This window comes from Piezobacter thermophilus, from assembly GCF_055386745.1.
The window spans coordinates 1,635,460-1,659,288 of sequence record NZ_AP042380.1 but is presented as its reverse complement, the minus strand read 5'-3'; the positions used below and the strand labels follow the sequence as shown (position 1 = coordinate 1,659,288).

The following is a 23,829-nucleotide window of genomic DNA, read 5'->3' as shown; positions in this document are numbered from 1 at the left end:
TTCATTTTTCTGTTTCCGTCAGCCCTTTGACAAAGAGCTTCTGCATGGTGATGACTACGACGATGGGCGGCAGCATGGCCAGCAGCGCGGTCATCATGATGATGTTCCATTCCGGCGTCTGTTCGGCGGCTTCCAGCATCTGCTTGATCGAGATGACGATGGTGGTCATCGAGGTATCGGTGGTGATCAGCAGCGGCCACAGATACTGGTTCCAGCCATAGATGAACAGGATCACGAACAGCGCCGCGATATTGGTGCGCGACAGCGGCACCAGGATGTCCCAGAAGAACCGCAGCGGCCCGGCGCCATCGACGCGGGCGCTTTCCAGCATCTCGTCGGGGATGGTCAGGAACACCTGGCGGAACATGAAGGTGGCCGTGGCCGAGGCGATCAGCGGTATCGTCAGCCCCCAGTAGCTGTTGAGCATGCCCAGATCGGCCACCACCTCGAAGGTGGGCAGGATGCGCACCTCCACCGGCAGCATCAGGGTGATGAAGATCATCCAGAAGAATCCCATGCGGAAGGGAAAGCGGAAATAGACGATGGCAAAGGCCGAGATGATCGAGATGGCAATCTTGCCGGTGGCGATCATCAGCGCCATGGCGAGGCTGTTGAGCAGCATCCGCCAGACCGGGGCGATCTCGGTTCCCGACAGGCCCGAGCCCAGCAGCGTATCGACGAAGTTGCGCCAGAAATGCCCCCCCGGCAGCAGCGGCAGCGGCGTCTGGGTCATGCGCAGCGCGTCATGGCTGGCGGCGACGAAGGTGATCCAGATCGGCAGCGCCACGATGGCGATGCCCAGGATCAGCACCGCATGGGTGAGGATGTCCAGCCAGCGGCGGTTTTCGACCATCAGTATTCCACCCTCTTTTCGATATAGCGGAACTGCACCACCGTCATTCCGATCACCAGGAACATCAGGATCACCGACTGCGCCGCCGAGCCGCCCAGATCCAGCCCCACGAAGCCGTCATTGTAGACCTTGTAGACGAGGATCGTGGTGGCGTTCGCGGGTCCGCCCTGGGTGACGGCATGGATGATGCCGAAGGTCTCGAAGAAGGCGTAGATGGCATTGATGACCAGCAGGAAGAAGGTGGTGGGCGAGATCAGCGGGAACACGATGTCGCGGAACCGTCGGAACGGCCCGGCCCCGTCGATCGCCGCCGCCTCGATCACCGAGCGCGGGATCGACTGCATGGCGGCAAGATAGAACAGGAAGTTGTAGGCCACCTGCTTCCATGCGGCGGCCATGATGACCAGAAGCATCGCCTGGTTACCGCTGAGATAGTGGTTCCACTCCACCCCGGCGAATTCGAGGAAATAGGGGAAGATCCCCAGGGTGGGATTGAACATGAACACCCACAGCGCCCCGGCCAGCACCGGCGCCACCGCATAGGGCCAGATCAGCAGCGTGCGATAGGTGGTGGCGCCGCGCACCACCCGGTCGGCGAAGGCGGCCAGCACCAGCGCAAAGCTCATCGACAGCCCCGCCACCGCCGCCGAGAAGAAGATCGTGCGGCCGAAGCTCTGCAGGTAGATCGGATCGTCGATCAGCGCCGCGAAGTTCTCGAACCAGACGAATTCGGTGCTGAGGCCGAAGGCATCCTCCAGCAGGAAGGACTGATAGATCGCCTGGCTTGCCGGCCAGATGAAGAAGACCAGCGTGATCGCCACCTGGGGCGCGACCAGCAGATAGGGCAGCACGCCCGGCGGAAAGTGAACGCGTTTGATCATGCTCGTCTTGCCCCGTGGGGTCGGCTCCGGCGCCCGCCCGGCGGGGGGCGGACACCGGATGCGGGACCGCGGGCGGCCCCGATCGGTTCTCGGGCGCCTATTTCACCGAACGTTCGAACTTGCGCAAGAGCGCATTGCCGCGCGATACCGCGTCGTCCATGGCCTGGCGGGCGGTCTTCTGCCCGGACCACAGCGCCTCCATCTCTTCGTTGATGACGTCGCGGATCTGCACGAAATTGCCAAACCGCAGCCCCTTCGAGTTCGGCGTCGGCGTGTTCAGGCTGAGCTGCTTGATCGCCGTGTCGGTTCCGGGATTGCTTTCATAGAAGCCCTGGGATTTCGATAGCTCGTAGGCGGCCGTGGTGATCGGCACATAGCCGGTTTCCTGGTGCCACCAGGCCTGCACCTCGGGGGTCGAGAGGTATTTCAGGAACTTTGCCACGCCCTGGTATTCTTCTTTCGACTTGCCGGCCAGCACCCACAGGGTGGCGCCGCCGATGATCGAGTTCTGCGGCTTGTCGGCCACGGCCGTGTCCAGCGGCAGCATGGTCTGGCCGAAGTTGAACTTGGCCTGCTTCTTGATCCCGCCGTAATAGGCCGAGGAGTTCATCCACATGCCGCATTCGCCATTGGTGAACATCGGCAGCGAATCGCCCCGGCGCCCGCCATAGACAAAGAGGTTGCCCTCCTGCATGTCGGCGACCTCCTGCAGGCGGTTGACCACGGCGTCATTGTTGAAGGTCAGCTCGGTATCGAAACCGGCAAAACCGTTTTCCTTGGTGCCGATGGGCAGGTTGTGCCAGGCCGAGTAGTTCTCGATCATCACCCAGGACTGCCAGCCGAAGGAAAAGCCGCATTTCATGCCGTTATCGACCAGCTTCTGCGCGGTTTCCTTCATCTCGTCCCAGGTCGCGGGCACCTTGGCCCCGGCCGCGTCCAGCGCGTCCTTGTTGTACCACAGCACCGGGGTCGAGCTGTTGAACGGCATCGACAGCAGCTGCCCGTCGGGGGTCTGGTAATAGGAGATCACCGCCGGCAGATAGCCGGACTTGTCGAAGCTTTCGCCCATGTCCGCCATCAGCTGTTCAACCGGGTAGATGGCGCCCTTGGCCGCCATCATCGACGCGGTGCCGACCTCGAACACCTGGACGATGGCCGGCTGCTCGCCGGCGCGGAAGGCGGCGATCGCCGCGGTCATGGTCTCGGTATAGTTGCCCTTGTAGACCGGCACGATCTTGTAGTCGGACTGCGTGGCGTTGAAATCCGCGGCAATCTTGTCCACCCGCTCGCCATTGGCGCCGCCCATGGCGTGCCACCACTGGATTTCGGTTTGCGCCGCGGCGGCGGCCGCGCTGAAGGCCAGCGCCGAGGCACCGGCGGCCAGGGTTTTCCAGAACATCTTTCCCTCCCAGTTGTGGAACCGGGGAAAGCATCAGGTCGCACCGGAAATAATGCAAGCAAAAGTTTTATGACAAAATTTATAACACCATATTATATCATGCACCGGAAATGCCGGGAACGCGGCCTTGTGACGGGAGAGCAGGATCTTGAAGTTCAGCCTTCGGCAGCTTGAAGCCTTTCAGGCGGTGGCGCAGAGCGGTTCGGTCACGCAGGCGGCGCGCAAACTGGGCGTTTCGCAACCGGCGGTCAGCCGCCTGCTGTCCGATTTCACCGCCACGGTCGGGTTCGACCTGTTCACCCGCGAAGGCGGCATGCTGCGCCCGACCTCCGAAGCGCGCTATCTTCTGGCCGAGGTGAACCGCGTCTTCGAAGGCCTGCGCCACCTCGAGGACCTGCGCCGCGACCTCAGCGAGCGTCGCGCCGGGCATCTGCGTATCGCCTGCCTGCCGGGCTTCGCCACCAGCCACCTTCCCGGCGTGCTGGCGGCGTTCCTGGCCGAACGCCCAGGCGTCACCGTCACGCTCGAACCCGACCGCCCCGAACGCATCCTCGAATGGATCATCGGACAGCAATATGACTGCGGCATCACCGACGGCTTTACCGGCCATCCCGCGACCGAAAGCTTCGATCTGGCGATTCGCACCGTGTGCATCCTGCCCCCCGGCCACCCTCTGGCGGAACGGGACCGGATCGGCCCGGCCGACCTGGCCAGGGAAAAGATCATTCACACAAGGCGCGACAGCCGCTTTTTCCGGCGCGTCTCGCAGGCCTTCGCCGGCGCCGGAGTGGTGCTGAATTCATGGATCGAGGTGCGCCAGTTCACCACCGCCTGTACCATCGTGGCCTCGGGCCGCGGCGCCTCGGTGGTCAGCGCGCTGGATGCCGAACAGTTTCGCGACTGCGGGCTGGTGATTCGCCCCTTCCTGCCGGAGATCCACCACCGGATCACGGTGCTGCGCCCGGTCTCGGGGGAACGTCCGGTTCTGGCGCTGGATTTCCTTGAAAGCTTCATCCGCAGCCTGCGCCCCTATCTGGCCGAGCCGGTGGACGCGCTGACCGCCCCCTTCGGTCAATCCGCAGTGCCCGGGGGCGGCGGGGGGGCGGCGCCGGTGGGCGCCCTGATCGGGCGGGATGGACAATGAGCGGCGGCCCCGTCCTGTTTCTGCTGAACATGGCCGGTGCGGCGGCCCTTTTGATCTGGGCCGTGCGGCTGGTGCGCACCGGGTTCGAGCGCGCCTTCGGCGCCAGTCTGCGGCTGTGGCTGCGGCGCTCGACCGGCAACCGGATCAGCGCCGCCGGCTGCGGCGCGCTCAGCGCGATTCTGATGCAGAGCTCCACCGCGGTGGCGGTCCTGATGGCCGGATTCGTGGCCGCCGGCACCATCGCCGGGCGGGCCGGGCTGGCGGTCATGCTGGGGGCGGATCTGGGCTCGGCGGTGGTGGCACAGATCCTCAACGCGCGGATCGGTGCGCTCACGCCGCTGCTGCTGCTGGCCGGGGTGCTGATCTTCCTGCGCAGTCAGCGTCGCAGACCGCGCCAGATCGGGCGCATCCTGATCGGGCTGGCGCTGATCTTCCTGTCGCTGGAGATGATTCGCGCGGCCAGCCAGCCGCTGATGGACAATGCCGGGGCGCGGTCGGTGATGCTGTATCTTGCCGGTGACCCGATATCGGCCTTCCTGATCGCGGCGGCGCTGGCGTGGCTGGTGCATTCCTCGGTGGCGGCGGTGCTGCTGTTCGCGACGCTGGCCGGGCAGGGGGCGTTGCCGCTCGAGGCGGCGCTGGCGATGGTGCTGGGGGCCAATCTTGGCGGGTCGATGATCGCGGTGATGCTGACCCTGAGATCCGAAAGCGCGGTGCGGCGCGTGGTCTGGGCCAATCTGGCCCTGCGCGGCGGCGGCGCGGCGGTGGCGCTGTGGCTGGTGGAGATGCCGGGGGTTGCGGCGGCGGTGCTGCCGTGGGCGGATGCCGGGCAACAGGCGCTGGCGCTGCATCTGATTTTCAATGGCGGGCTGCTGGTGATCTTCCTGCCCCTGATCGGACCGGTCCTGAAACTGGCCGCGGCGCTGATTCCCGAACCGCCGGCCGGGGCCGGCACGCAGGCCCTGCCTTCGGCGCTGGATCCGGCGGCGCTGTCCCATCCCCGGCGCGCCTTTTCCTGCGCGGTGCGCGAACTGGTCCTGATGGGGGGCAGGGTGGAGGACATGCTGCGCCGGGTGATGCCGCTGTTCGAGAGATATGACGAGGACGTGGCCGGCGCCATCCGTGACGAGCTGGCCCGACTGGCGCGCATGTCGCTTGAGCTGCGCATCTACCTGGCCGGGATCCGCGCCGAAGGGAACGAAAAGGCGGTCGGCACGCGGGCCTTCGATCTGGCCGGGATTGCCATGAGCCTTGAGGCCGGCGCCGATGTCATCGCACGCAAGATGGTCAAGCTGGCGGAACGCAAGGCGCTGGAAAACCTTTCCTTTTCCGAGGATGGCTGGCGCGATCTGCTGGATTTCCACGATACCGTCCTGCGCAATGCCCAGCTGGGCATATCGGTGCTGATGACCGAGAACCCCGAACTTGCCCGGGCGTTGTTCGAACAGAAGGAAAAGGTGCGCGATCTGGCGCAGGAACTGGAACGCAAGCATCTCGAACGGCTGCGTCAGGGACTGTCCGAGACGATCGAGACCTCCAGCATGCATCTCGACCTGCTGCGGGCGCTCAAGGCCATCAACACCTCGTTTGCGGCCATTGCCTATCCGCTGCTGCATGAAAGTGGCGATCTGCTGAGCAGCCGGCTGGCGGGATCCTGAGCCGGGCCGGCGGCGCGGCAGGTGCTTGCTCTTGTCCCCGGGTTGGGGCAAGAGATGGGCCGGAGAACCCGAGGAGGACGGACATGGCCAGGGTCAGCACGCTGCCGCGCAACGAAGCGGGTACCGAAACCGTCATCGGCATCCTCAGGCAGACCTTCGGGGACAGGCTCCAGACCGGGGCGGCAATCCGCCAGCAGCACGGGCACACCACCACCTGGATCGAGAATCAGCCGCCCGACGCGGTGGTCTTTCCGCATTCGACCGAAGAGGTGGCCGATATCGTGCGCGTCTGTGCCGAACACCGGGTTCCGGTGATCGGCTATGGCACCGGCACGTCGCTCGAGGGCCATGTGAACGCGCCGGCGGGCGGGATCTGCGTGGATTTCACGCAGATGGACCGGATCCTTGCGGTTCATGCCGAGGATCTCGACTGCGTGGTGCAGCCCGGCGTCACCCGCGAGCAGCTCAATGCCCATCTGCGCGATCAGGGTCTGTTCTTTCCCATCGATCCGGGGGCGAATGCCTCGCTGGGGGGGATGGCCTCGACCCGGGCCAGCGGCACCAATGCGGTGCGCTACGGCACCATGAAGGACAATGTGATCGCGCTCGAGGCGGTGATGCCGGACGGGCGCGTGATCCGCACCGCGCAGCGGGCGCGCAAGTCCTCGGCCGGGTACGACCTGACGCGGCTGCTGGTGGGGGCCGAGGGGACTCTGGGGCTGATTACCGAGATCACCCTGCGCCTGCACGGCATCCCCGAGGCGATGTCGGCGGCGCGCTGCTCGTTCCCGACGGTGGATGCTGCCTGCCGGGCGGTGATGGCGACGATCCAGTACGGCATTCCGGTGGCGCGGATCGAGTTGCTGGACAAGGTGGCGGTGCGGGCGGTCAATGCCTATTCGAAGCTGGACCTGCCCGAATCGCCGCTTCTGCTGCTGGAGTTTCACGGCTCTGAATCGGGGGTGGCCGAGCAGGCCGAGAGCTTCGGCGCCATTGCCGAGGATGTGGGCGGGGCGGGGTTCGAGTGGACCCGCTCGGCCGAAGAGCGCAACCGGCTGTGGAAGGCACGGCATGATTTCTACTGGGCCTCGCTGCAGCTGCGCCCCGGGGCGACGGGATTTGCCACCGATGTCTGCGTACCGATCTCGCGGCTGGCGGAATGCGTGAACGCGGCCACGGCGCGGGCCGAGGAGCTGGGCCTGCTGGCGCCGCTGGTGGGGCATGTGGGGGACGGGAATTTCCACATCTCGCCCATTGTCGATCCGAACGACGCGGACGAGATCGCCCGCACCGAGGAATTCGCCGGCTGGCTGGCCGAGCTGGCGATTTCGATGGATGGCACCTGCACCGGCGAACATGGCATCGGGCAGGGCAAGCGCGATTATCTGAAGCAGGAGCTGGGCCCGGCCACGGAAGTGATGGCGGCGCTGAAGGCGGCGATCGATCCCGACAACATCATGAATCCCGGCAAGATCTTCTGAGGCCGCTGAACGCGCCTTGCGGCGCGTGCCTCCGGCGGGAGTATTTTGGGCAAGAGGAAGCGGGGCGCGGGCGGTCAGAACGGGCCGTCGTCGAGCACGCCGTCGGCGCTCATCTGTGCATAGAGCAGCCCTTCGCGCAACCCGCGGTCGGCCACCGACAGACGGTCGGTGGGCCACAGTCGCAGCAGGGCCTGCAGGATCGCCGAGCCGGACATGATCAGTGCCTGGCGGTCTTCGCCGATGCGCGGGTCGCGGCGGCGCCCGGCGGGGCCGAGTTCGAGATAGCGGCGGATCACCCGGTCGATCTGGTCCGAGGTCATCCGCAGGCCGTCCACCTTGGTGCGGTCGTATCGTTTCAGCCCCAGGTGCGAGGCGGCGACCGTGGTCACGGTGCCGCTGGTGCCGACGATCTGGAAGCGGTCGCGTTGCTGCTGGCCGTGATAGGGGGCGAAATCGGCCAGCTGTTCCTCGAAGAACCAGCTCATCAATGCGAAACGCGCGGCGTCGTCCTGGACGTCGCTGAACTGGTCGCGCAGGGTTGCTACGCCCAGCGGCACCGAGATCCAGTCCACCACCCTGGCGGCGGGGAAGGGGCTTTCGGGCGGGTGGAAGCCGGCATGCAGGCGCATGATGGCCGCCGGCCGGTCGCGGCGTGGCACCGAGGAGATGTCGATCCACACGAGCTCGGTCGAGCCGCCGCCGATATCCACCACCAGCAGCTGCTCGGTGCGGGTACTGACCAGCGGCGCGCAGGAGACCACGGCCAGGCGGGCCTCTTCCTCGGGTTCGATGATTTCCAGAGTCAGGCCGGTTTCCCGGCGCACCCGCGCGATGAATTCGCGCGCGTTCTTCGCCCGCCGGCAGGCTTCGGTGGCCACCAGGCGCATGCGGCGCACCTTGTTGCGCTTGATCTTCTGCTGGCAGATGCGCAGGGCGTGGATGGTTCGCGACATAGAGGCGCGCGACAGCCGCCCCGTCCGCTCGAGCCCGGCGCCGAGCTGAACGGACTTGGAAAAGCTGTCCACCACATGGAACCCACTGCCCTTGGGCTGGGCAATGAGCATGCGGCAACTGTTCGTGCCCAGATCCAGCGCCGCGTAGAGCGCTTCGGGATCGGGCGGTTTGGGCGCGGGGGTTTCGACCGGTTTCGGGAACGCGCCCGCAGCCCCGGGACGCCTGGGCGCCATGAGTCACGCCCTCCGATTTCAAGTTGCCATCAGAATAGGCACCCGCGCCGGCCACCGCAAGGCGTGCCGCGCATCGGGGGACGAATTGGCCGGGGCGGTACGCGGCGCAGCGGCTCGGTTCAAGGTCGGTTCAAGATCATCTTGAAGATTTGGGGCCGCCGGTGGGGTGGCCGCATGCGCGCTGGCGCGGTAATCCGGTGTGGCGGGCGTCGCTTGATGCGCGCGTTCTGTCGAAAACAGGCGCCGACATGCGGCGCATGTGGACTACACAGGGCCATCGAAACGAGGAATCAGACATGCCCGAGGTCACCATCGTCTTCTGGCGCGACATCCCCGCCCAGGTCATCGTCGGCAAGGGCCGGCGCGGGGTCAAGCGCCCGTTGCCGGAGCGGTTCGAGCAGGCCATCGACCGTGCCGCGATGAAGGCGGGTGCGCGCGACACCGACGCCTATCTGGCCGAGTGGCGCAAGGCCCCCGCCCATACGGTCGAGGGTGAGCCGCAGGTAGTGGCCGAGGCCGAGGTGGCACGTCTGGATGCAGAGTATGATCAGGACCGGCTGAAGGCCCTGATCGACAATGACGGCTGGGAATGAACCCGAAGGCTCTATGGGAGGCCGCGATGGCTTTGTTGAATTTCAGAAAACGCGAGACGCGCGGGGAGCGGCCGGCGAACGGGCAGGTGGCGGCGCTTCTGCAGGGCTGGTCGATCGAGGTGATGCCGCGCACCGCGGCCAAGGTCACGGATTTCCGCGAACTGCTGCCCGCGGGCACCCGCGTCTACATCGCCCATATCGAGGGCACGCCGATCCAGGACATGGTGGCAACCGCGAAACGCCTCGCGGGCGAGGGCTTTCCGGTCATGCCGCATTTCCCGGCCCGGATCATCCGCGACCGGGCGATGCTGGCCGACTGGATCGCGCGCTACCAGGGAGAGGCCGGGGTCGATCAGGCGCTGGTGCTGGCCGGCGGGGTGAAATCGCCGGTGGGTGCGTTCGCCGATTCGATGCAGCTGCTCGAGACGGGCCTTTTCGACCGGGCCGGGTTCAGGCGGCTGCATGTGGCCGGGCACCCGGAGGGCAACCGCGACATCGACCCCGACGGCGGCACAGGCAACGTGGACGCGGCGCTGCGCTGGAAGCAGGACTACAGCACCCGCACCGACGCCGAGATGGCGATCGTGACCCAGTTCGCCTTCGAGGCGGCGCCGATCATCGAATGGGCCGGCCGCCTGCGCGCGGCGGGAATCACCATGCCGATCCATGTCGGGATTGCCGGGCCGGCCAAGCTGCAGACGCTGATCCGCTTCGCCATCGCCTGCGGCGTGGGGCCGTCGCTGAAGGTGCTGCAAAAACGCGCCATGGACGTGTCCAAGCTGCTGCTGCCTTACGAGCCGACCGAGGTCATCGCCGCGCTGGCCGCGCACAAGGCCGCACACCCCGATTCCAACATCGAATCCGTTCACTTCTTCCCGCTGGGCGGCATCAGCGCCAGTGCCCGGTGGGTCACCGAAAACGGGGGCGCATCGGCGCGCCCCGCCAATGCAAGCTGAAAGGCCACTCATGACCCGCACCATCGTTGAAAGCAGGACCAGGACCGCGATCATCGGATTTGATCAGCCCTTCTGCGTGATCGGAGAAAGGATCAACCCCACCGGGCGCAAGAAACTGGCCGCCGAGCTGGAGGCGGGCGATTTCTCGACCGTCGAAAGCGATGCGGTGGCGCAGGTGGCGGCGGGGGCGGCCATCCTCGACATCAATGCCGGCGTGGTGTTCAACTCGAACCCCGATCCGAACGAGACCGAGCCGCCGCTCATGCGCAGGATCGTCGAGCTGGTGCAGGGGCTGGTGGATGTGCCGCTGTGCATCGACAGCTCGGTGCCGGCGGCGCTGGAGGCGGGGCTGGAGGCGGCCGAGGGGCGGCCGCTGCTGAACTCGGTCACCGGCGAGGAGGAGCGGCTGGAACATGTCCTGCCGCTGGTCAAGAAGTACAACGTGCCGGTGGTGGCGATCTCGAACGACGATACCGGCATTTCCGAAGACCCCGAGGTGCGCTTCGCGGTGGCCAAGAAGATCGTCGAGCGGGCCGCCGATTACGGCATTCCCGCCCATGACATCGTGGTCGATCCGCTGGTCATGCCGATCGGGGCCATGGCCAGCGCCGGCCAGCAGGTCTTCACCCTTGTCCGCCGCCTGCGCGAAGAGCTGGGCGTGAACACTACCTGCGGGGCCTCGAACATCAGCTTCGGGCTGCCCAACCGGCACGGGATCAACAACGCCTTCCTGCCCATGGCGATCGAGGCCGGCATGACCAGCGCGATCATGAACCCGGTCGCCCTGCCGGTATCGCAGAAGAAGATCGCCGAGAAGAAGGCCGAGATCGCCGCCGCGGGCATCGTGCTGCCCGAGGGCATGGATGACGAAACCTTTGTGCGGCTGTTCGGCATGGGCTCGACGAAACCGCGCGCCGGGCGCGAGATGGAGGCGATCCGCGCCGCCAACCTGCTGATGAACAACGACCCGCACGGGGCCGAGTGGATCCGGTTCAACAAGCCGCCCGCCGCTCCGGGCGAAGCGGCCTCCGGCGGGCGCCGGGGACGGGCCGGTTCACGCCGCAGGCGCGCCTGAACAGGACGCCCCGTTTCGGGGGCGCCGTCAGCCCGGCGGCGGAATGTGGGTCTTGTGCTCCAGCGCGCCGCGCAGAGAGGAGGCGCCGGTGACCAGGACCGGGCAGCGCGCCGCGTCCACGAGGCGGCGCAGGCCGGATCCGGTGCGGAAGGGTCCGCCCGTCGCGTCGGTCAGAACCAGCGCCGCGTGGATCCGCCCGATCCGGTCCAGAAACGCCTCGGTATCGGCGGGGGAGTCGCCCGCGGGGGCGATCTGCTGCACATAGCTTCCAAGCGCCGCGGCCAGCCGCGACGCCAGTTCGGACAGCTCGGAGTCGTCTGCCGCGGAAGGGGCGCCGGAAGCGGTATCGGCCGGCCGCAGCACCAGCACCGGGCCGCGCCGGTCCAGCAGCCGGCGGTGACCGATCAGCAGCATGTCCCAGCTTTGCGCCGCCCGGCACAGACAGCGCATCGGCTCGCCGGTGATGCGCTCGAAGCTCCAGCGCAGGGCGTGGCGCTCGGCGATGCGCGAAAGCTCGGCCCGGAAGGCGCGGGCCTCTCCCGACATGACAAGCTGCATCTGCCGGCGGCCGGGCGCCACGACCAGCGTGCCGCTGGCGGTCACGATGCGCTGATGCGGGGATGCGGCCAGCTCGGTCGCTTCGGGGTCTTCCAGGAACAGCCCGCCCAGGTCGATCCCCACCAGCCGGGCCAGCCGCTCGGCGATGCGCATGGCGTCGCGTGCGTCTGCATAGCTGGCCGCGCAGACAAGAACGCGCGTGCGCCGGGTGCTGCCGCTCGGGCCGGTTCCGGATGCGCTCATCTTTCCTCCCTCTCGCGGTCGTTCCGCCCGCTTCGCCCGAACTGGCGGCGCTTCTCGGCAAAGTCGCGCAGCCGCGCCTCGACCAGGCCGTTGACGCTGTCGGGCGGAAAGGCGCCGTCGTGGTCGCGCGCGCCGGCCGGCCGGCCGGTGAGGATTGCGATGCCTTCGTCGATGGTGGCCACCGGGATCACCCGGAACCGGCCTTCGGCAACGGCATCGACGACTTCCTGCTTCAGCATCAGGTGATCGATGTTCGATTTCGGGATCAGAACCCCCTGCCGACCGGTCAGCCCGCGTCTGCGGCAGGTTTCGAAAAAGCCCTCGATCTTTTCGTTGACGCCGCCGATGGCCTGTACCTCGCCCTCCTGGTTGACCGATCCGGTCACCGCCATGCCCTGGTTGATGGGCAGCCCCGACAGCGCCGAAAGCAGGGCGTAAAGTTCGGCCGAGGACGCGCTGTCACCGTCCACGCCGCCGTAGTTCTGTTCGAACACCAGGCTGGCATGAAGCGAAAACGGAAGATCCGGCGCGTAGGTCGCGGTCAGGTATCCGGCGAGGATCAGAACCCCCTTGGAATGCAGCGGCCCGCCCAGTTCCACCTCGCGTTCGATATCGACCAGCTTTCCCGCGCCCATCCGCACCCGCGCGGTGATGCGCGAAGGATGGCCGAAGGCGTGACCGCCGATGCCGGTGACCGCCAGCCCGTTGACCTGGCCCACGCGCCCGCCATCGGTGTCGATCAGGATGGTGCCGCGTTCGATCGCCTCCTGCACCCGGTCGCGGATGCGCGCGGCGCGCCTCTCGCGCTGCATCACCGCGCGGTCGATCTCGGGCGCGCCGATCAGGTCCCGCCCCGCCTGCGCCGCGTAGAAATCGGCCTCGCGCATGAGGTCGCTCAGCGCGTCGAGCCGCAGGCTCAGCTTGCGGGAGTCGCCGGCCAGCCGCGCCGCCTCGTCCAGCAGCCGCGCGGTCCCCTCGGCCGAGAGCGGCCGGATGCCGTCCTTGCGCGCGCGCGCCGCGATCAGCCGTGCATACAGCCGCTGGCTGTCGTCGTCGCGAGGCATGTCGTCCTCGAAATCCGCCTGCAACTTGAACAGGTCGGCAAAATCCGGGTCGAGCATGGTCAGCAGCGCGTGCAGCATCCGGTCGCCGATCAGCACCACCCGCAACTCGAGCGGAATCGGATCGGGTTCCAGCGACACGGTGGACATCAGGCTGAGCCGCTCGGCCATCGAGGTGATCTGGATGGCCCGGCTCTGCAGGCATTGCTTGAGCGCCTGCCACGCCATCGGCTCGGCCAGCACCCGGCGCGCATCCAGCACCAGGAAACCGCCATTGGCACGGTGCAGGGCGCCGGGCTTGATCATGGTGAAATTGGTGACCAGCGCACCCATTTCCGAGGCGTGCTCGATCCGCCCGGTCAGCCGGTCGAGGGTCGGCAGCTCCTCGGTTTCAAGCGGCGCCCCGGTTCCGGCCTGCGGGTCGCCGGACACCATGACATTGACCGCGTAGCGCTGGAACACGGGCAGGGGATGGGCCTTGCGCACGGCCTCGGGGAAGGGGCCCTTGCCGGTCTGCGCGGCCAGTTCGAGAAACAGCGCCGCGTTGGCGATCATGTCCTGCCGGACTTCGGCCAGATAGGACTGCACGTTGTCCTGCCCGGCGAATTCGGCCTCGACTTCGGCCACGCGGTCGGAGACGGCGCGTTCGGCCATGCCGGCATTGAGCTCTTCGACCTTGCGGCGCAACTCGCGTTCGAGCTTCGGGGCCTCGCGCAGGATCTGCGAAAGTTCCTCCTGCAGCCGGGCGATCTTTTCGTCGATGGCCTTGCGCTCTTCTTCGTCGAGCGTGTTGTAGACGTCGCTCTTGACCACCTCGCCATTGCGGATCGCAGCCAGCATGAAGCCCATCGGCGTGCGCATCAGGGCCACGTCCTCGCGCTTGGCCTTTTCGGCGAACTCGGTCATCGCCGCTTCCTGCCGCTGGCCGTATTCTTCGTCCAGCGCCCGGCGCTGGGTCTGGTATTCCTCGGATTCGAACAGCGCCGGGATCTCGATGGCCAGATCGTCCACGAGGTCTTCCATCGCCTGGCGCAGCCGTGTCGCCATGCCCGGCGGCAGGCGCAGCGCGCGCGGGCGATGCGGCGCGGCGAAGTTGTTGACATAGGCCCAGTCGCAGGGCACCGGCAGGTCGCGGGCGCGCTCTCTGAGCAGTTCGGTCACCGCCCGGTGCCGCCCGGTCCCCGAAGCGCCCAGCACGAACAGGTTGAAATCCCGGTGCCCGATCCCGGCGGCCAGGCGGATGGCGTCGATCGCCCGGTCCTGCCCGATCAGCCGGTCAAGGCCCTCCACCTCGGCGGTGGAGGCAAATCCCAGCGCCCGCGCGTCGCAGCGTCGGCGCAGCATCTCGGGCGCAAGTCCTTGCGGTGCAGATCCGTTGTCCGGCATGGCAGTCCCCTTCGCCGCGTGACGATGGCGCAATGCTGGACCCGGGCGGGCGGGTGCTCCTTGATCTGGGTCATGGCGCCCGGACCGCCGGATCCGGCACCCCCACTGTGCATCCCCGACCCGGCCCGGTTCAAGCGCAATCGGCGAGGGGGACAGGACCCGGCGCTGATGCCGGAAACGACAGCGTTTGCGTGCGCACGGGCGACCGCCGTCACCTTCGACAAGACCGTGGCCGAAGCTTCGCCCGAGCCGATCCTCTACATGGACAATGCCGCGGGCAAGCTGTGGTTCGGCGACAACGTGCTGGCCGAATTCACTAACGGGGCGCAGCTGACGGCGGCCAATTTCGTGGTGGACGATTTCCTGTTCTGAACATGCGCGCGCCGCCGGCCCCGGCTGGCGGCGCCTCAGGTGAACTGCTCGGCGATCAGCCGCTCCTCCAGCCCGTGGCCGGGATCGAACAGCAGCCGGTGGCGGATCGAATCCTCGGAGCGGATCTCGACCCAGTCGATATCGGCGATCGAGATCGAATCGGCATCCGCCATCACCGGGCGCTTGTCCGCCTCCAGCACGTCGAAACGCACCACCGCCGATTTCGGCAGTAGTGCCCCGCGCCAGCGGCGGGGCCGGAAGGCGGCAATCGCCGTCAGCGCCAGCACGTCCGAGCCGATGGGCAGGATCGGCCCGTGGGCCGAGTAGTTGTAGGCGGTCGAACCCGCCGGCGTGGACAGCAGCGCCCCGTCGCAGACCAGCTCGGCCAGGCGCAGCCGGCCGTCCACGGTGATCCTCAGCCGCGCCGCCTGCGGGCCGGCGCGCAGCAGCGACACCTCGTTGATGGCCAGCGCATGATGCAGCTTGCCCTTGCGGTCCATGGCGGTCATGGCCAGCGGGTTGAGCACCACCTCCTCGGCCGCCTTCAGCCGCTCCATCAGCCCGGTTTCGGCGTATTCGTTCATCAGGAAACCGATGGTGCCGCGGTTCATGCCATAGACCGGCACGTCCAGATGCTGGGTGGCGTGCAGCGTGCGCAGCATGAACCCGTCGCCGCCCAATGCCACGATCACGTCCGCCTCTTCGGGCGGGACATTGCCATAGCGGCTGATCAGCGCCGCCCGCGCGGTCTGGGCGACCGGCGCATCGCTGGCCAGAAAGGCGATCTTCAGGGTCATGTCACGAGGTTCCGGTGCTGCCCATGTGGTTCCGAGACAATCACAGCTTTCCTGCCAAGGCCAGCCTTGCCGCGTCATTTGCACAATACGTCGCTTTACGGCCTTTTCGTGCGGGGCGCTTTCCTTTAGGAAAGCCGCCATTCCACGCTGACCATCGGAGCAGTCATGAACGCCTCATCCCGTGATACCGGCTTTTTCACCGAACCCCTCAGCCAGCGCGACCCGGAACTGTTCGCGGCGATTTCGTCCGAGCTGGGCCGCCAGCGCGACGAGATCGAGCTGATCGCCTCGGAGAACATCGTCTCTGCCGCGGTGATGGCGGCGCAGGGCTCGATCCTGACCAACAAATATGCCGAAGGCTATCCGGGGCGGCGCTATTACGGCGGCTGCCAGTTCGTGGACATTGCCGAGAATCTGGCCATCGAGCGGGCAAGGCGGCTGTTCGGCTGCGATTTCGCCAATGTCCAGCCCCATTCCGGCAGCCAGGCCAACCAGGGCGTGTTCCTGGCGCTGATCCGGCCCGGTGACACGATCCTCGGGATGAGCCTCGCCGCCGGCGGCCACCTGACCCACGGCGCGGCGCCCAACCAGTCGGGCAAGTGGTTCAATGCCGTGCAATACGGGGTGCGGCGCGAGGACAACATGCTCGACTATGACGAGGTGGAGCGGCTGGCGAAGGAACACCGGCCGAAGATCATCATCGCCGGCGGCTCGGCCATCCCGCGGCAGATCGACTTTGCCCGGATGCGCGAGATCGCCGACATGGTGGGGGCGTATCTGCACGTGGACATGGCCCATTTCGCGGGGCTGGTGGCGGCGGGCGAGCATCCCTCGCCCTTCCCGCATGCGCATGTGGTGACGACGACCACCCACAAGACCCTGCGCGGCCCGCGCGGTGGCATGATCCTGACCAACGACCCCGAGATTGCGAAGAAGGTCAACAGCGCCATCTTCCCGGGGCTTCAGGGCGGGCCGCTGATGCACGTGATCGCGGCCAAGGCGGTGGCCTTCGGCGAGGCGCTGCGCCCCGAGTTCAAGGGCTACATCCGCAACGTGGTGAAGAACGCCCGGGCGCTCAGCGACCAGCTGATCAGGGGCGGGCTGGACACGGTGACGCACGGCACCGATACCCATGTGGTGCTGGTCGATCTGCGCCCCAAGGGGGTCAAGGGCAACGCCACCGAAAAGGCGCTAGGGCGGGCCAACATCACCTGCAACAAGAACGGGGTTCCGTTCGACCCGGAAAAGCCCACGGTGACCAGCGGCATCCGGCTGGGCAGCCCCGCCGGCACCACCCGCGGCTTCATGGAGCCCGAGTTCCGCCAGATCGCCGACTGGATCATCGAGGTGGTGGACGGGCTGGCCGCCTCGGGCGAAGATGGCAACGGCGCGGTCGAGGCGAAGGTCAAGGCCGAGGTGGCCGATCTTTGCGCGCGCTTCCCGATCTACCCGAACCTCTGAGACAGGCGGGCGGAATTCCGCCACGGCCTGAACGGGCGTCCGAATGGGCGCCCGTTTGCCTGTCCAGCCGCCTGAACGCGGCAAGAAGCCGCCGAGGCGGAAATCTGCATCGCAAATGCGCTTGAACACGGGCGGCGATTTCGTGAACTCGTGGGCAACCGCTCACCACGATCAGGTTGTCAGATGTTGCCTCTCTCTTCGGCCCGGCGTCTTGCCGGGGTACCTTCCTTGATGCTCGCCTTGATGCTCGTCGCGCTTGCCGCGCCGGTTCCGGTCTTGGCCAACGGCAAGGCCTGCGCCGGCCAGCTGGCGGGCGCCATTCCCGACCGCCCGGCGCGGGCGCCCGGCGGCACGGAGGTGATGAAGCGCCTTCTGAACGCCTCGGGGCCCGAGCGCGACGCGGCCGTGGCCGATGAGATCCTCTCCGGCAACCTGCCCGTATTCCTGCGTCACCTGGCGCCGGTGACGCTGGAGGGGCAGACGGGCGAGGGAAAGATCGTGCGCGTCACCATCTGCGTGACCCCGGAATACTTGGCGGTGGGGGATGATGCCGATTTCGTTCGCGTGCCCATGGGGCTGGCGGCGGCGGCGCGGGTGGCGGACAGGCTGGGATTCATCCTGCCGACGCCGCGGATGGTGGATGCGATCTATGCCCAGGCCGATATCCGTCTCAGGCCCAGCCCGATGAAGCCGGGCCGCCAGATGAGTTCCACCCGCTATCTTCTGGAGCACAACCGGACCGTCGATGCCCAGCGCCGCCGTTTCGGCACCGGGCCGACGGCCCTGACCGCCGGCAACAAGAAGGACATCGTGTTGACAAGGCGCCTTCTGTCGCATCCCGGGCGGGTGGCGATCTATGGCTGGCACCGTGCCAATGGCAGGCCGATCCAGCCGCTCAGCACGGTACATGGCGCGGCTTACGCCGATTACAGCCACGGCGTGCGACTGGTGAGCACGACCGCCTATGTCGATGGCCGGCCGGTGCCGATCGACCGGATCATGCGCGATCCGCAGCTGGCCGGCATCCTCAGCGGGGAGGGCCCGATCGAGAATGCCACCCGCCTGATGGCGAAACTCTACTGAGGCAGGGTTCCGCGCCATTGCGCACCCCGCGCGAGTCACCCCGCGCGGGATCTTTCATGCCTCCGGCGGGAGTATTTCCGGCAAGAGGAAGGTGCCGGGCGCGCTGTCGGGCGGGCTCAGTCCAGCGATTTGCAGCAGCGGAATCCGAGGTGATAGTTGGCGTGGCTGGCATCGCTCATCACCCTGGTGCCGTGCCAGAACGGCGCCCGCCAGCGGCACCAGTCGGGATGGGCACGGTAGCGGTCGAAGATGAACCAGCTTCCCTTCATCTCGGTCACCCCCAGCTTGCGGCTGCCACGGCTGGCCATCTGGTCGGGGGCGAGCGGCAGGTTCATGTGCTCGGCGGCATTGCCGTGCTGGTCGTAGACGCCCAGCCTGCTCACGCAGCCGGGGAAGGAGCCGGTGGGATAGGTGTTCGATCCGCAGCGGTTGTAGCCGCCGCCGTTGCAGGTGGGGCTCTTGGTGCTGTTGGCCGCGCACACGCCCTTGCGATAGGCCGGCCCGTAGGCCCAGTTCTTCGTGGCCGCGTATTTCCGGTTGTGAATGGCGCGCATGGCAGCCACCGATCCGGCGCCGAAGGGGTAGTCGGGTGGCTCGAGCGCGCCGGCGCAGGCGCCTTCCCATTCATGGGCATCGCACAGCCGCTTGCCCTGGGCGGCGCAGATCTCGGCGGCCTCCTTCGCCTTGACCCAGACCACCGGGTAGGTGCAGGGAATGTTCGGAAACTCGAACTGGTCGATGCAGGCGGTGGCGTCCTCGGGTTTCTGGGTGCGCGGGTCGTAGAGGGGCGCCATGTATTTCGCCCCGCAGATCCGTTCCCAGCGCGGATTGGCGTATCCCTTGCCGCCGCCGGGGGCGCGGGCGCGGCACTCGTCCGGGGTGAGCGGATGGCGCGAGATGGCCGGGTTGCCCTGGCCGATGACGGGAGAGCGCGCGAAGATCTCGCGCAGCCGTTTCATCTGTGCCGGGCTCAGCCGGTGCACCGCCTGCAGTTGCCGGAACAGGATTTCGTTGGCCTGCGCGCGCGTGGTCTGAGCCGTGGCGGGAACCGCCAGCAGGATCGCCGCCGTCACGGCCAGGGCCTTGAGGATCGGTTTCATCGTGCCGCCTCCCTTCGGGTCAGGTAGAAGAAGTCGCGATTGTCGGCGAACCCGATGAACCGCGGCAGGATGGTGCCGCCGCGCAGCTTCTTCTCGATCAGGGCCATGCCGGGCACCATGTGTTCGACATGCCTGCGCCCTCCCTTCCGGACGTAGAGCGCAAGGTAGGTATGTTCCAGCGCATTCATGTCCAGCAGCATGGCATAGCGGCAGCCATAGGCCTGGAAGGTCCGGGCCATGGCCGAGGGCGTTGCGGTCGAGAAATAGCCGTAGATCAGCCATGTGGTGCCGCCCGAGCGGGCCATGCAGGCCCCCGCGCGCAGGGTGCGCAGTTCGGCCTCGGCCGACCCCGACCAGTTGCCCGGCCCCCAGAGCGTGACGCGCGCGCCCGGCACGCCGAGGCCGGTTTCCGGGTTGGTCTCCAGCAGCGGCACCCCGTTCTGGCGGGCAAAGACGATCCGGGGCAGAAGCGCGTTGTCCGCCTCGGTCCAGGTCTTCATGCCGATGGTGCCGTCGGCGAGGCGGTAGAGCGTGGACAGGCCCGGCTGCAGCTTGCTCAGGATCACGCCCTTTTCGATGAACCCGTAGTGGTGGCCATAGTTGTAGGTGGCCATGTCGCCGAACTTGAAGGCGCCGTGATCGCGTTTGAAACCGGCGGTGAAGGTGGCGACGGTGCGGTTGGCGATGACCGGGTTGACCATGCCCAGCAGCACCAGCGGATCGGGCCGGTCCACGCCATCCGGGCCGGGAAGGCCGCGCGGGCGCACCGAGGCCGGCGGTCGCGACGACCAGCCCAGCGCGGGGTGATCGGTGCCCACCGCATAGCCGATGTCGAAGCGCGCTAGGTCGAAGGCGATCATGTAGCCGGTGGCCTTCGCCTCGACCGGGTCGAGCCGGTTGGTCCGGCCTGGACCGTTCAGCACCTCGGGCGCTATGGCGCGCGGCTGGAAGGCGCTGGCATAGACGCCGGGCAGGGCTTCGACCGGGTACCACAGCCCCAGCCCCATGCGGCCGGGCGGGGTGCCTTCCAGCGCGATGTCGAGCAGGGTCGAGATGACGGGGCGGTCCTCGGGCGGCGTCGTTGCCCGCATCGGGGCCGGCCCGGCCGAGGCCCTGTTGCCGGTCGTCGCCAGTTCCCGGCTGGTTTCCAGTTGAGAATCCTTGAAGAAGGTGTCGCGCACGAAGCGCACGATCTCCTCGCCGCCCCAGATGTTGTCGCGCAGGAACTCGGCCGTTGCCTCCAGCGTGGTGCGCGAGCCTCGCACCTTGTTGCGCAGGAACAGCGCGCCGCCGCATAGCGGCGCATAGGGCAGCGAGGAGGCGCGCGCCTGCGCCAGTGCGGCGTTGCCTTTCGCCCAGGGGCGGCAGCGCGCCGTGCTGCCTTCGGATGCGATCACGATGGCCGGGTCGGGACCGGTTTCGAAGGAAACCCTTTGCCGGGCCGGATCGGCGTTTTCGAGGTGGTAGAAATAGGCGCGGGATTTCGGTGACTTGCGGATTTCCAGAAGGAACCACGCGTTGATGGGCGGATTGAGCGAGACAAAGCGCAGCTGCCGGCCGGTGGCGGCCTCGATGGCGGTGCCTTCTTCGCGGAAGGGCTGCAATTCGAGGATGCTCTTGGCGCGGACGGCCTCATAGGCCTGCCATTGCCGGGCCAGGTGGTCGGTGGCGCGGACCGGCCCTGCAACCGCCATCGCCAGCCCGGCAAGGGCTGCGATCGGTGCCGTTTTCATCGCTTTCCCCGCCTTGCCCATGTTTTTCCCGCCCGCTTCAGAATACCAGCCGCGCCAGCGCCAGCGCGCCTTTCTTCCAGGGCACCCGGTGGGTGACGCCGGAGGCTTGCGAAATGCTGTCGCGATTGGCCACGTACCAGTCATAGTTCCGGATCAGGGCCTCTTCGTTGGAGTATTTCGGCGCGAATCCCAGCCGCCTGGTGATCTTGTCGATGCTGACGAAACTGTCCTTGCCCGCCGTTTCATAGACCCATTTGTAAAGCGGAGAGAGATGCAGCGCCTCCAGCGCGCGCAGCGTCCAGATGGCCGGAGCCGCCGGCAGGCCGATCACCCGCTTGCCGTGGCCGGCCCGGTCCAGCACCGCCTGGAAGCTTTCGCGCAGCGTGCCGAAGCGGGCCGCGCCGACGTTGAAGGTGTCGTTCACCGCCGCCGCCTCGCGCGTGGCGCACAGGTGGACGGCCTGGCAAAGGTCCTCCACGTCCAGCAGCTGGTAGAGGTTGTTGCCAGAGCCCAGCACCGGGAAATTGTGGCCGCCATAGGCAAAGTCATAGAGCAGCTCGAACACGCCCAGCCGTTCGGGGCCGATGAAGGATTTCGGCCGCAGCACCGGCACGCACATGCCGCGGCCGCGGAACTCGGCGCAGATGGCCTCGGCCCGCACCTTGGCCTTGCCATAGGGGCCGACGCCGATCAGCGGGTCTTCCTCCACCAGCGGGTGATGATCGGGGATGCCGTAGACCGCGGTGCTGGAGGTGTGGATGAACCGCGAAACGCCGTGCTTCTCGGCGCTGGCCAGAAGCGTCCGCGTGCCCTCGGTGATGGACGAGGTGATCTCCTCCGGCGCGGCAAGCGGCAGCGCGGCGGCGCAATGGACCACCACGTCGATGCCGTCGAAGGCCTCTTCAAGCAGCGCGGTATCGCGAATGTCGCCGGTGATGATGCGCACCCGGTCGGCCTCGGGGTAGTCGAAGGGCGCAAGATCGAGACTGGTGACGGCGTGGCCGCGCGCCAGCAGATGGCGGATCAGGTTGATCCCCATGAACCCGGCCCCGCCGGTGACGAGAAATTTCATGCTGGCCATCGCTCTGCCCGTGTTGCTGTTCCAGACAATATGGGGACTCGGCGCCTTCGGACACCATTATTTGTGCAGATTATGCACCCTGGCGGGGCAGCGGTGAATGACATGCGTCAACCGATCCGTATCCGCCGCCGCCGCGATGCGCCGTTGCAGCGGGCGGCGGGCCGGACTGCCTGCTGCCCGTGGCGTGGTAGCACTTGCCATGTCCGGCCCGCTCTGCCCACAGTAGGGACATGAACGAGAGGCAGACACCGGAGCCGGGACAGGCGGAGGCCGAGGGCGCGGCCGGCCGGGGGGCCGGTTGGAGGGCTGCCGGGACCGGAGACCGGGCGGTGCCGCTGGTGATCGATCTGGACGGGACGCTTCTGCGTACCGACCTTCTGCATGAAAGCTTCTGGGCGGCGCTGGGGCGGGACGCGCCAGCCGCGCTGATCACCGCCGCGACCGGCTGGACCCGTCCCGCGCGGCTCAAGCGGCGCCTGCGCGAGATTGCCATGCCCGAGGCCGAGCTGCTGCCCGTCAACGACGAGGTTGCGGCACTGATGCAGGCGGCGCTGGATGCGGGGCGTCCGGTGCATCTTGCCTCGGCCGCCGACCAGGCGCTGGTCGAGGCGGTGGCCGCGCGTTTCGCGCTGCCGGGGCCGCATTTCGGATCGCGCGATCCGATCAACCTCAAGGGCGCGCGCAAAGCGCAACTGCTGGCGGACCGGTTCGGGCGGGGCGGGTTCGACTATGTGGGGGATTCGGGGGCCGATCTGCCGGTGTGGCGCGAGGCGCGCCAGGCGTTCGCCGTGGCGCCTTCCCGGGCGGTAATGCGCGAGTTGGTACGCATGGGAAAGCCGGTCACGCGGCTGTCCCGGCCCGCCTCTCCGGGGGCGTTGCTGCGCGAACTCAGGCCCCGCCAATGGGTCAAGAACCTGCTGCTTCTGCTGCCCGCCATCGCCGCGCACCGGCTGGACGCGGGCACGCTTGCGCCGGTGTTTCCGGCCATGATCGCCTTCAGCCTCGGCGCCTCGGCCATCTATGTGGTCAACGATCTTCTCGATCTCGACTCGGACCGGAGCCACCCGGAAAAGAGCCGCCGCCCCGTGGCCTCGGGCGCGTTGCCGATCCCCCGGGCCGTGGCGGCAAGCGCCGTCCTTGCCGTGGCGGCGCTGGTGCTTTCCTTCCTCGTCTCGCCGGCCACCGCGGCGATGACGGGCACCTACATGGCCGGAAGCCTGGGCTATTCGCTGTGGCTCAAGCGGTGGCCGTGGCTGGACGTGCTGGCGCTTGCGGGCCTGTTCCTGATGCGGGTTCTCACCGGCGCGGTGGCCGCCGGTCTGGCGGTCAGCGGCTGGCTTGCCGGGTTTGTCTTCTTCGTCTTCTTCACGCTGGCCTGCATCAAGCGCCTGACCGAGCTGGCCCGCACCCTGCGGCGCGGCCAGCTTCCGGGGCGCGGATATTCCGAGCGGCATTTCAACGCCCTCAAGGGCGCCGCGTGGCTGTCCTCGGCGCTGGCGGCGGGCGTATTCACCGGCTATGCCTTCAGCCCGGCGGCGGGCGCGCTCTATTCCTCGCCGCATGTACTGGCGCTGGCCGCGGTGCCGGTGGCGGTCTGGCTGATGCGGGGGGTGTGGCTGAGCAGCCATGGGCGCGAGGATTACGACCCGCTGCTCTTCGTCGCCCATGACGCGATCGGGATGGTCATCGCCGCGTTCGGCATCGCCATGGTCCTTTTGGCCCTGTGA

At 67.5% G+C, this 23,829-nt stretch carries 20 protein-coding genes; 10 read left to right on the top strand and 10 right to left on the bottom strand.

What is annotated here, in order from left to right:
* Position 1: 1 nt before the first annotated feature.
* The 3 genes from ugpE to ugpB form a co-directional block, all read right to left on the bottom strand.
* The gene (gene ugpE, locus ACZ5CM_RS08070) at positions 2 to 853 is read right to left on the bottom strand and encodes a sn-glycerol-3-phosphate ABC transporter permease UgpE (RefSeq protein WP_464637454.1); all 852 of its coding nucleotides are present in this window, start codon (positions 851 to 853) and stop codon (positions 2 to 4) included.
* Positions 853 to 1,734 (bottom strand): sn-glycerol-3-phosphate ABC transporter permease UgpA, encoded by an 882-nt coding sequence (gene ugpA, locus ACZ5CM_RS08065; RefSeq protein ID WP_464637452.1) that lies wholly within the window; start codon positions 1,732 to 1,734, stop codon positions 853 to 855. The genes ugpE and ugpA overlap by 1 nt, the downstream gene beginning before the upstream one ends.
* Positions 1,735 to 1,831: 97 nt before the next feature.
* Entirely contained in the window at positions 1,832 to 3,133 is a 1,302-nt protein-coding gene (gene ugpB, locus ACZ5CM_RS08060) for a sn-glycerol-3-phosphate ABC transporter substrate-binding protein UgpB (protein WP_464637450.1), read from the bottom strand.
* 148 nt (positions 3,134 to 3,281) lie between these two features.
* Here ugpB and ACZ5CM_RS08055 point away from each other — a divergent pair, with 148 nt between their 5' ends.
* From ACZ5CM_RS08055 to ACZ5CM_RS08045, 3 genes are all read left to right on the top strand, one after another.
* Positions 3,282 to 4,277, top strand: coding sequence for a LysR substrate-binding domain-containing protein (locus ACZ5CM_RS08055; protein WP_464637448.1), 996 nt, complete (start codon positions 3,282 to 3,284; stop codon positions 4,275 to 4,277).
* Complete coding sequence (locus tag ACZ5CM_RS08050) at positions 4,274 to 5,935, top strand: Na/Pi cotransporter family protein (RefSeq protein ID WP_464637445.1); 1,662 nt, start codon at positions 4,274 to 4,276, stop codon at positions 5,933 to 5,935. Before ACZ5CM_RS08055 ends, ACZ5CM_RS08050 begins: the two co-directional genes overlap by 4 nt.
* Positions 5,936 to 6,018: 83 nt before the next feature.
* Entirely contained in the window at positions 6,019 to 7,416 is a 1,398-nt protein-coding gene (locus ACZ5CM_RS08045; protein WP_464637443.1) for an FAD-binding oxidoreductase, read from the top strand.
* Between the two features lie 74 nt (positions 7,417 to 7,490).
* Here ACZ5CM_RS08045 and ACZ5CM_RS08040 read toward each other — a convergent pair whose 3' ends face one another.
* Positions 7,491 to 8,603, bottom strand: a complete 1,113-nt coding sequence (locus tag ACZ5CM_RS08040) for a Ppx/GppA phosphatase family protein (RefSeq protein WP_464637441.1) — start codon at positions 8,601 to 8,603, stop codon at positions 7,491 to 7,493.
* 296 nt (positions 8,604 to 8,899) lie between these two features.
* Between ACZ5CM_RS08040 and ACZ5CM_RS08035 the strand changes: the two genes are divergently transcribed.
* From ACZ5CM_RS08035 to ACZ5CM_RS08025, 3 genes are read left to right on the top strand one after another with little or no spacing between them, the layout of a single operon-like run.
* Positions 8,900 to 9,196 carry a virulence factor gene (locus tag ACZ5CM_RS08035; RefSeq protein ID WP_464637438.1) on the top strand — a complete coding sequence of 99 codons (297 nt, stop codon included), beginning with the start codon at positions 8,900 to 8,902 and terminating at the stop codon, positions 9,194 to 9,196.
* 26 nt (positions 9,197 to 9,222) lie between these two features.
* On the top strand, positions 9,223 to 10,152 hold the full coding sequence (locus ACZ5CM_RS08030; protein WP_464637436.1) for a methylenetetrahydrofolate reductase: 930 nt from the start codon (positions 9,223 to 9,225) through the stop codon (positions 10,150 to 10,152).
* A 10-nt stretch (positions 10,153 to 10,162) separates the two neighbouring features.
* Positions 10,163 to 11,227: a dihydropteroate synthase gene (locus ACZ5CM_RS08025; RefSeq protein WP_464637434.1), complete on the top strand. Its 1,065-nt coding sequence runs from the start codon at positions 10,163 to 10,165 to the stop codon at positions 11,225 to 11,227.
* Between the two features lie 27 nt (positions 11,228 to 11,254).
* On the opposite strand, the gene ACZ5CM_RS08020 is transcribed toward ACZ5CM_RS08025, so the two are convergent.
* Positions 11,255 to 12,028, bottom strand: a complete 774-nt coding sequence (locus tag ACZ5CM_RS08020; protein ID WP_464637431.1) for a hypothetical protein — start codon at positions 12,026 to 12,028, stop codon at positions 11,255 to 11,257.
* Entirely contained in the window at positions 12,025 to 14,475 is a 2,451-nt protein-coding gene (locus ACZ5CM_RS08015) for a Lon protease family protein (protein ID WP_464637428.1), read from the bottom strand. The genes ACZ5CM_RS08020 and ACZ5CM_RS08015 overlap by 4 nt, the downstream gene beginning before the upstream one ends.
* A 168-nt stretch (positions 14,476 to 14,643) precedes the next feature.
* Here ACZ5CM_RS08015 and ACZ5CM_RS08010 point away from each other — a divergent pair, with 168 nt between their 5' ends.
* Positions 14,644 to 14,847, top strand: coding sequence for a hypothetical protein (locus ACZ5CM_RS08010; protein ID WP_464637425.1), 204 nt, complete (start codon positions 14,644 to 14,646; stop codon positions 14,845 to 14,847).
* Positions 14,848 to 14,882: 35 nt separating this feature from the next.
* Here the strand turns inward: ACZ5CM_RS08010 and ACZ5CM_RS08005 are convergent, their stop codons facing one another.
* Positions 14,883 to 15,644 (bottom strand): NAD kinase, encoded by a 762-nt coding sequence (locus ACZ5CM_RS08005; protein ID WP_464637423.1) that lies wholly within the window; start codon positions 15,642 to 15,644, stop codon positions 14,883 to 14,885.
* A 165-nt stretch (positions 15,645 to 15,809) separates the two neighbouring features.
* Between ACZ5CM_RS08005 and glyA the strand changes: the two genes are divergently transcribed.
* Positions 15,810 to 17,105, top strand: coding sequence for a serine hydroxymethyltransferase (gene glyA, locus ACZ5CM_RS08000; RefSeq protein WP_464642442.1), 1,296 nt, complete (start codon positions 15,810 to 15,812; stop codon positions 17,103 to 17,105).
* Between the two features lie 231 nt (positions 17,106 to 17,336).
* Positions 17,337 to 18,188 carry a hypothetical protein gene (locus ACZ5CM_RS07995; RefSeq protein ID WP_464642440.1) on the top strand — a complete coding sequence of 284 codons (852 nt, stop codon included), beginning with the start codon at positions 17,337 to 17,339 and terminating at the stop codon, positions 18,186 to 18,188.
* A gap of 116 nt (positions 18,189 to 18,304) precedes the next feature.
* On the opposite strand, the gene ACZ5CM_RS07990 is transcribed toward ACZ5CM_RS07995, so the two are convergent.
* From ACZ5CM_RS07990 to ACZ5CM_RS07980, 3 genes are read right to left on the bottom strand one after another with little or no spacing between them, the layout of a single operon-like run.
* Positions 18,305 to 19,288, bottom strand: a complete 984-nt coding sequence (locus ACZ5CM_RS07990; RefSeq protein ID WP_464642438.1) for an SUMF1/EgtB/PvdO family nonheme iron enzyme — start codon at positions 19,286 to 19,288, stop codon at positions 18,305 to 18,307.
* Entirely contained in the window at positions 19,285 to 21,021 is a 1,737-nt protein-coding gene (locus ACZ5CM_RS07985; RefSeq protein WP_464642436.1) for a hypothetical protein, read from the bottom strand. Before ACZ5CM_RS07985 ends, ACZ5CM_RS07990 begins: the two co-directional genes overlap by 4 nt.
* Before the next feature lie 37 nt (positions 21,022 to 21,058).
* The gene (locus ACZ5CM_RS07980) at positions 21,059 to 22,093 is read right to left on the bottom strand and encodes an NAD-dependent epimerase/dehydratase family protein (RefSeq protein WP_464642435.1); all 1,035 of its coding nucleotides are present in this window, start codon (positions 22,091 to 22,093) and stop codon (positions 21,059 to 21,061) included.
* 239 nt (positions 22,094 to 22,332) lie between these two features.
* On the opposite strand from ACZ5CM_RS07980, the gene ACZ5CM_RS07975 reads away from it, so the two are divergent.
* Positions 22,333 to 23,829, top strand: a complete 1,497-nt coding sequence (locus tag ACZ5CM_RS07975) for a UbiA family prenyltransferase (protein WP_464642433.1) — start codon at positions 22,333 to 22,335, stop codon at positions 23,827 to 23,829.

What these genes read in the sequence shown, in the direction of transcription:
- ugpB (WP_464637450.1), bottom strand. Translation starts at nt 3,133, where the DNA reads ATGTTCTGGAAAACCCTGGCCGCCGGTGCCTCGGCGCTGGCCTTCAGC.
- ACZ5CM_RS08035 (WP_464637438.1), top strand. Translation starts at nt 8,900, where the DNA reads ATGCCCGAGGTCACCATCGTCTTCTGGCGCGACATCCCCGCCCAGGTC.
- ACZ5CM_RS08010 (WP_464637425.1), top strand. Translation starts at nt 14,644, where the DNA reads ATGCCGGAAACGACAGCGTTTGCGTGCGCACGGGCGACCGCCGTCACC.
- ACZ5CM_RS08020 (WP_464637431.1), bottom strand. Translation starts at nt 12,028, where the DNA reads ATGAGCGCATCCGGAACCGGCCCGAGCGGCAGCACCCGGCGCACGCGC.
- ACZ5CM_RS08050 (WP_464637445.1), top strand. Translation starts at nt 4,274, where the DNA reads ATGAGCGGCGGCCCCGTCCTGTTTCTGCTGAACATGGCCGGTGCGGCG.
- ACZ5CM_RS07985 (WP_464642436.1), bottom strand. Translation starts at nt 21,021, where the DNA reads ATGAAAACGGCACCGATCGCAGCCCTTGCCGGGCTGGCGATGGCGGTT.
- ACZ5CM_RS08045 (WP_464637443.1), top strand. Translation starts at nt 6,019, where the DNA reads ATGGCCAGGGTCAGCACGCTGCCGCGCAACGAAGCGGGTACCGAAACC.
- ACZ5CM_RS08025 (WP_464637434.1), top strand. Translation starts at nt 10,163, where the DNA reads ATGACCCGCACCATCGTTGAAAGCAGGACCAGGACCGCGATCATCGGA.
- ACZ5CM_RS08040 (WP_464637441.1), bottom strand. Translation starts at nt 8,603, where the DNA reads ATGGCGCCCAGGCGTCCCGGGGCTGCGGGCGCGTTCCCGAAACCGGTC.
- ACZ5CM_RS08015 (WP_464637428.1), bottom strand. Translation starts at nt 14,475, where the DNA reads ATGCCGGACAACGGATCTGCACCGCAAGGACTTGCGCCCGAGATGCTG.
- ugpE (WP_464637454.1), bottom strand. Translation starts at nt 853, where the DNA reads ATGGTCGAAAACCGCCGCTGGCTGGACATCCTCACCCATGCGGTGCTG.
- ugpA (WP_464637452.1), bottom strand. Translation starts at nt 1,734, where the DNA reads ATGATCAAACGCGTTCACTTTCCGCCGGGCGTGCTGCCCTATCTGCTG.
- ACZ5CM_RS08030 (WP_464637436.1), top strand. Translation starts at nt 9,223, where the DNA reads ATGGCTTTGTTGAATTTCAGAAAACGCGAGACGCGCGGGGAGCGGCCG.
- ACZ5CM_RS07990 (WP_464642438.1), bottom strand. Translation starts at nt 19,288, where the DNA reads ATGAAACCGATCCTCAAGGCCCTGGCCGTGACGGCGGCGATCCTGCTG.
- glyA (WP_464642442.1), top strand. Translation starts at nt 15,810, where the DNA reads ATGAACGCCTCATCCCGTGATACCGGCTTTTTCACCGAACCCCTCAGC.
- ACZ5CM_RS07975 (WP_464642433.1), top strand. Translation starts at nt 22,333, where the DNA reads ATGAACGAGAGGCAGACACCGGAGCCGGGACAGGCGGAGGCCGAGGGC.
- ACZ5CM_RS08005 (WP_464637423.1), bottom strand. Translation starts at nt 15,644, where the DNA reads ATGACCCTGAAGATCGCCTTTCTGGCCAGCGATGCGCCGGTCGCCCAG.
- ACZ5CM_RS07995 (WP_464642440.1), top strand. Translation starts at nt 17,337, where the DNA reads ATGCTCGCCTTGATGCTCGTCGCGCTTGCCGCGCCGGTTCCGGTCTTG.
- ACZ5CM_RS07980 (WP_464642435.1), bottom strand. Translation starts at nt 22,093, where the DNA reads ATGAAATTTCTCGTCACCGGCGGGGCCGGGTTCATGGGGATCAACCTG.